The 7,155-nt window shown below is 24.8% G+C and carries 6 protein-coding genes and 1 other annotated feature; all 6 genes read right to left on the reverse strand.

What is annotated here, in order from left to right:
* Positions 1-326: DUF4870 domain-containing protein (locus BN899_RS09725; RefSeq protein ID WP_052356782.1), on the reverse strand; the 326-nt coding region annotated here is incomplete at its 3' end.
* Between the two features lie 98 nt (positions 327-424).
* Positions 425-2,833 (reverse strand): ATP-binding protein, encoded by a 2,409-nt coding sequence (locus BN899_RS09730; RefSeq protein WP_052356783.1) that lies wholly within the window; start codon positions 2,831-2,833, stop codon positions 425-427.
* Between the two features lie 205 nt (positions 2,834-3,038).
* On the reverse strand, positions 3,039-4,244 hold the full coding sequence (tyrS, locus tag BN899_RS09735; RefSeq protein WP_042274958.1) for a tyrosine--tRNA ligase: 1,206 nt from the start codon (positions 4,242-4,244) through the stop codon (positions 3,039-3,041).
* A 50-nt stretch (positions 4,245-4,294) separates the two neighbouring features.
* Positions 4,295-4,544, reverse strand: a binding site (T-box leader).
* Between the two features lie 83 nt (positions 4,545-4,627).
* Positions 4,628-5,377: a glycerophosphodiester phosphodiesterase family protein gene (locus BN899_RS09740; RefSeq protein ID WP_042274959.1), complete on the reverse strand. Its 750-nt coding sequence runs from the start codon at positions 5,375-5,377 to the stop codon at positions 4,628-4,630.
* Between the two features lie 18 nt (positions 5,378-5,395).
* Positions 5,396-6,364 carry a YybS family protein gene (locus BN899_RS09745; protein WP_042274960.1) on the reverse strand — a complete coding sequence of 323 codons (969 nt, stop codon included), beginning with the start codon at positions 6,362-6,364 and terminating at the stop codon, positions 5,396-5,398.
* Between the two features lie 134 nt (positions 6,365-6,498).
* Positions 6,499-7,155 (reverse strand): Mur ligase family protein (locus BN899_RS09750; protein WP_042274965.1); only part of this gene is annotated, 657 nt, incomplete at its 5' end.

Below are 7,155 nucleotides of genomic sequence, written 5' to 3' on the forward strand. Positions count from 1 at the left end.
AATGGATATAAGTAGTCTTTGTGTGATCCATAGTTTATTAATCCTATTACTGTTAGTATAAAGTATACTAAACTAACTAAAGGTACTAATATAACACCTATAAAAGCTATAATTGAGATCCCTGCAATTATTTCATATATTACAAAAGTTATATGGAAATTCATAAGCATTTTCCCATTAGTGTATATAAAATCAGATTCTTTACTATATTCCTTCCATACAAAATATACTATTATAAATCCTACTATATTAAATAGTATTATTGCTGCTGCCATCATTAACATTATTAAATTTTCTTTAGGTATTGACCTTGAATAATTATCCATTTTATCTCCTTTCTTAATTATAAACACTATGCTAATTATTTGTATCTATAATTATAATATTCTTCATTTTAACATATAGTTCTATTTTAATAAAATATTTATATAGAGTATATATCAGAAAACTCTATATTACATTTTTCAATTTTAGATTGGTTAAAATTACTTTCCGATATTTTATAATCATTTTCTTCTACTATTCTTATTGGTAATTCAAATATAAATTCCGTTCCATGTCCTACTTTACTTTCTACATAAATATTGCCTTCATGCATCTCTATAAGAGATTTAACTAACGATAATCCAATTCCACTACCTTCACACCTTCTTGTTAATACATTATCTCCTTGCCTAAATCTATCAAATATAAATGGAAGCTTTTCTTTTGAAATACCAACTCCATTATCTTTTATAGATACTGCTACTTTATCTTTTATAATTTTTATATCAACCTTTATTTCACCATTCTTATTTGTGTATTTTATTGCATTTGATAAAATATTTAATATAATTCTTTCTATTTTATCTGGATCACAAGCTATAATGCTTTCTTCTGAGTTAGTATCAAATATAAGATTTATTCCTTTGCCTTCAATATACTCTGCTACAGATAATGTTATTTCTTCTATTATATTAATAATATTATGATTTCCTAAGTTTAACTCATAAAATCCAGTGTCTATTCTAGTCATGTCTATTAGATTGTTAACTAATCTTAATAATCTATATGAATTTTGTTTTATAGACTTTATATGATTATTTAAATTATATTCATTATTATATAAAATCTCCTCTTTATTTACCCGTTTTTCTAGCAATTGCATTGTTCCAAGTATTATATTTATAGGTGTTTTAAATTCATGAGATATATTTGCAAAAAATTCATTTTTTATACTTTCTATCTCTATAGCTTTTTCTAATAATTTTCTTTTTTTCTCTTCTTCTTTTTCTTTAGTTATATTCCTCGTTGTAATTATAAAATATTTTTTCTCTTTTATATATTTATAATTCGATTTAAACCATAGATATTCTCCATTTTTAGATAATACTCTATTTATTGTTCTATTTATATTATTGTCTTTTATTTTACTCATATCTATTATTTCTTTTTTATAATCTGGATGAATAAATTCAATGACTTCTTTAGATTTAAGCTCTTTCTCACTCCATCCAAGGGTTTCACTCCACTGCGGGCTTAAATTCTTAAAATATCCATCTTCATTTATTGTTGCAAACATATCAACTGATATATCTAATAATCTTTCTAATTCATTTTCTACTTCTATTCTTTTTGCAAGTTCTAGTTTAGCCTGCTTAGAAAGTTTATAGTTTTTTATAATTAATGCAATACGAGAACATAAATTGTTCATAAAATCATTTTGATAGTATTCTGGCTCATTTCCATCTAAGTATGACAAATTTAGCATTCCTATAAATTCATCACTGTTCATTAAATTATATGACCCAGCAAAATTGACACTTTTATTTATATCCTTAAATGCTGGGATTCTAATATCATTTATACCAGAAACATCTAATATTCCTCCTATTACTTTATTATTTAACATTTCCTCTAAATCATTTTTGTTTAATTTTATACTTTCTGGTACACTAGATAAATTTTTTACTTCACCATATAAGCTTCCTAGGTTTAAAGTTTCTGATTCTTTATCATATAGGTATAATGTTATTGAATCCGATTTTAAATAATTAGATATATTCTCTACTAGATTATCTAGCAATGTTTTTATCTCTATCTCATCATATGTGTGGTTATTTGGTTTTAATATTTCTATATTTTTTTTATCTATATTTTTTTCAATTTTATTTTTTATAGTTACATCTTTAGCCATTGTAACTATATATTTTAGTTCATCATTTTCTTTAAAAATTGGTGCCATAAACATATCTAAATGTGATGGATTATCCCCTTTTTTAACAATAGTCTCTATTAATCTAGGCTTTTTACTTTTTATTACTTTTTTCTCTATATATGATATATATTCATATTCATTTACTTCACTTATATCTTTGAACTTTTGACCCAAAATATTCATTTTATCTATTGAAATATGATCAGTAAAATATTTATTTGTATATATAAATTTATCATTTTCATCTTTTATATATATAGCAGAAGGTATAATATCCAAAGCATTTTCTAAAGCATCTATATTGTATAGCTTATTATCATCTTCTTTACATATCATATATATATATTCTTTATCATTAAATTTACTTAATATTATTTTTCCTTTTAATAAAATTTTTTCTTTTTTTGAATTTAAAATATCTAAATTTATATTAGCTTTCTCACCTTTTTTTATAGAATTTATTATTTCATATAACTTTTTATTATCACCATATAATATATTTTTTATATTAATATCTTTTAAATCTGTATTATCATGTCCAATTCTTGATAATAATTTTTCATTACAAAATTCTATTTCCCCCTCTCTATTCATAACTAAAATATAATCATTTACTGCATTTAATAGCTCAATCACAAAATATGCCCCCAAAAATAAATAAAACTTAAAATAAATAATCAATTTACATTTTTTACTAATAATCTCATTATAACATTTATTTTTTAAGTATTTCTAAAAAATCCACTTACATTTTTCTACAAAGATTTTCATTAAAATATATTATTTTATAATTTTTTTTAATGAAAAAGTCCCTTAAGCATACGCTTAAGGGACTACTGTATTATTTTACTATTATTTTTATAAACTTTTTCTTTCCTATTTGAACTACTAATTCACCTTGTGCTTCTATACTTTGTAAATCCGTAGCTTTTTCTCCATTTATCTTAACTCCACCTTGAGTAGCTAATCTTCTCACTTCACTTTTACTTTGTACAAGTTTATTTTCTACTATTATTTGCGCTAAATCAAAGTTATCACTACTTACTTCTACAGTTAATATATCCACAGGTATTTGCCCTTTTTGGAATACTGATTTAAATCTTTCTTCTGCAAAATTAGCTCTTTCTTCTCCATGGTATAGTCTTACTATTTCTTTAGCTAACTCCATCTTAACATTTCTTGGATTAACTCTATCTTCTTTTAAATCTTCTTCTATTTTATTAACCACATCAGGATGAACATCAGTTACTAAGTTGTAGTATTTAACGATTAATTCATCTGGTATTTCCATAGCTTTTTGATACATTACCCCAGCTTCTTCATCTACACCTATATAGTTACCTAAACTCTTACTCATTTTATTAACACCGTCTAATCCTTCTAGTAAAGGCATCATTATAACAACTTGAGATTCTTGACCAAAATCTTTTTGAAGTGCACGTCCCATAAGTAGGTTAAATCTTTGGTCTGTTCCTCCAAGTTCTATATCAGCATTTATTGCAACTGAATCATATCCTTGCATTAATGGATAGAAAAATTCATGTACTGATATTGGAGTATGGCTTTCATATCTTTTCTTAAAATCTTCTCTTTCTAACATTCTCGCTACAGTTATAGTTGCAGCTAATTTTACTACATCTTCAAAGTTTAATTTAGCTAACCATTCGCTATTAAATCTAACTTCTGTTTTTTCTTTATCTAATACTTTAAATATTTGTTCTTCATAAGTTTTTGCATTTTTTAAAACTTGTTCTGTCGTTAATGCTTTTCTAGCTTGAGATTTACCAGTTGGATCTCCTATTTTACCTGTAAAGTCTCCTATTATTATTATTACTTTATGTCCTAAATCTTGTAATTGCTTCATCTTTCTAAGAACTACAGTATGACCTAAATGTATATCTGGAGCAGATGGGTCAAGTCCTAGTTTTACAACTAATTGACGACCTTCTTTATCAGCTTTTATTAATTTTTCTCTAAGATCTTTTTCATCTATTATATCATCTACACCTTTTAATATAATTTTTATTTGTTCATCTAAATTTATCATATTTACCCTCCTATATTTGTTTATTACAATAAAAAAAGCCCTCATCCTTATAAAAGGACGAGAGCATTACTCACGTGTTACCACCTTAGTTTATTAATACTTTACAGCATTAACCTTAATAGGTACAATATCTATACCTTAGCACTATAACGTGTGCTACTACGTTAATCCCTACTAGTTGTTATCTTTTGGGATTACTGCTCTAAGATGTATTCAAACTAACTTAACTTGCTCCTCTCACCATCCGGAAACTCTCTGTTAGACTACATTAGTTTTACTTGTTCTTTTCATAGCTTTTTTATATTAATTATTAATTCTAATATATTCGCTATTTAATATTTTGTCAACTATTTTTATTATTATTTACAAAATATTTTATATTATTAATTATTTTTCTTATTAGGTGGATAAAATCCTTCAAATATTATATTGTCTGAGTATTTATATGCATATATCATATCTTTTTCATTTTTTATAGTCCATGATATTATTAAAATTCCCTTATTCCTTAAGTAAGTTATTCTCGGTTTATCTATCCCTTTAATTGAATAGGCTATATAGTCCGGTTTAGTTTTAAAATTTAGTATCATGTTTTTAAGAGCAAATTTTTTACACCAACTTAAATTTCTATAAGAATATCTAGATAAACCTGCTATTTGTCCTCTCAAAATATGGTTCGCATTATTTTTATACCATACCAATACAAATGGATTAAATGACTGTATTGAGTATTTGCCATCATAACTTTTAACTATATTATAAAGTTCTTCACATAAATCAAATATATTCTTACTATTTTTTATTTCTATAAGTATCCCTACTTTGCCATTTACTACTTCTAATACTTCTTCTATTGTTGGTATTTTCTCATCTGAATTTAATAATCTTAATTCTTTAATATCCTCGTAGTTTACATCATAAATATTTCTTTCATCTTTAGTCATTCTATATAAGTTACTATCATGAAATACTACTATTTTTTTATCTTTAGTGAACTGAATATCTAATTCTATTGAGTATTTATGATTAGCTGCATTTTTAAATGCCCCAATAGAATTTTCCGGATATTTTTCATTATATAATCCCCTATGGGCTATTGGTATTTCCTTTATCCAGTCCATATATTTTTCCATATAAACCACCTTTTATATTTATTTGATTACTAGGTTATTTACATAGTTGTCTACTATCAAAATTTGCTTAATTCTTATATCTATTTTCTTGTCTAATATTAAATTTAAAATTACAATTGCCAAAGTTGTTACCTTAAACATTAATACAAGTAGTACTACAGTTATTAAGGATAAAATTCTTGCATAAGATATATTTTGATACTTAGATATGACATAATTTTGCAATATTGTATATCCATCTCTTATAACAAAATAAAAACACAAATATTGTATTGATATAATAATCGTTTTCAAATATATAATAGATATATCAATTTTTAATAAACTCATTATCTCAACTAAAATCAAATAAATTGAGCATAAGTAAAATACTTTCTTAGAGCAACAAATAAATCTAGAACAGTTTCTAAAGTTCTTTATCATATGTAATTTTCTTTTTGCATTACCTTTTAATATATTCAGTTTTTTTGATAATAATAACGATAAAATATATATGCTAAATACAGTTCCCATAGGAAGTAGCGCTATTAACATATAGTAAATGATTTCACTATATCCTTTTAAAGGGAATATTTTAGTGTACTGACTAAATTCTTTCATAAAACTGTATCCAATAAGTTTTGATGCATATAAATCTATAAATACCATAAGTGCTATTCCAATTATTGATCCATAAATAATATCATCAATAATAGTGGTTGCTTTTGACATTAAAACTCCACACATAATTCCTAGTATTACACTCTGAGTCGCCCAAATCGCAGTTCCTATGTTTCCAAGAACTAAAGCAACTACTATAAGCGAACTTACACCAGATAATATAGTATATTTAAGCTCACATTTTAAGCATATTATGCAAAAGAAAATTGGTACTATAAAATCTAAATAAAGTGCATACCCAAAACCACTACCTACAGCAATTATAGTACTTACAATAAATAATGATGAAAGTAGAGCTGCTTCTGTAAGTTTTTTAGTACTGTTCACTTTCAATTCCTCCTATTTATATTTTTTGAGTATTATTATAATATATCATACTATTTAGTAAAAAAACTATAAAGGGTATAAGCTATATTTAAAATAAAAATAGTTATACCCTAGTTTAGGTATAACTATTTTTATTATTTATTGTATGAAAATAAATTTTTATTTTCTATAGCCTCTCTAGCAACTTCTTTATCATCAAAATGATGCTTTATCTTTCCTATTATTTGATAATTCTCATGGCCTTTTCCTGCTATAATTACTACATCATTATTATCAGCTAACTCTATTGCTTTATATATTGCTTCTTTTCTATTTTCTATAGCTATATAATTTTGATTAATTTTATCTATTCCATTTAGTATATCATTTATTATAAAATTTGGATCTTCTGTTCTTGGATTGTCAGATGTTATTATTGCTATGTCTGAATTATCCTGCGCAATTTTTCCCATTAGAGGCCTTTTAGTTTTATCTCTATCCCCACCACATCCAAATACTGTTATAACTTTTCCTTTTGCAAATTCTTTTGCTGCTATAAGTATATTTTCTAATGCATCGGGTGTATGAGCATAGTCTACTATTACATTAAATCCTTTTGTATTTTTTACACTTTCAAACCTTCCTTCAACACCTTTAGTGCTTTTTAATTTATCTTTTATTATTTCAATTGGAATCTTAAGTATATAACAAGCCGCTATAATTCCTAGAGTATTATAAACTGTAAATTTTCCTGGTATATTAACATAAATTTCATCAATATACATAGGCGTTTTTAGTGTATAGGAAACACC

This window comes from Faecalimicrobium dakarense (assembly GCF_000499525.1).
Classification (GTDB): domain Bacteria; phylum Bacillota; class Clostridia; order Peptostreptococcales; family Peptostreptococcaceae; genus Faecalimicrobium; species Faecalimicrobium dakarense.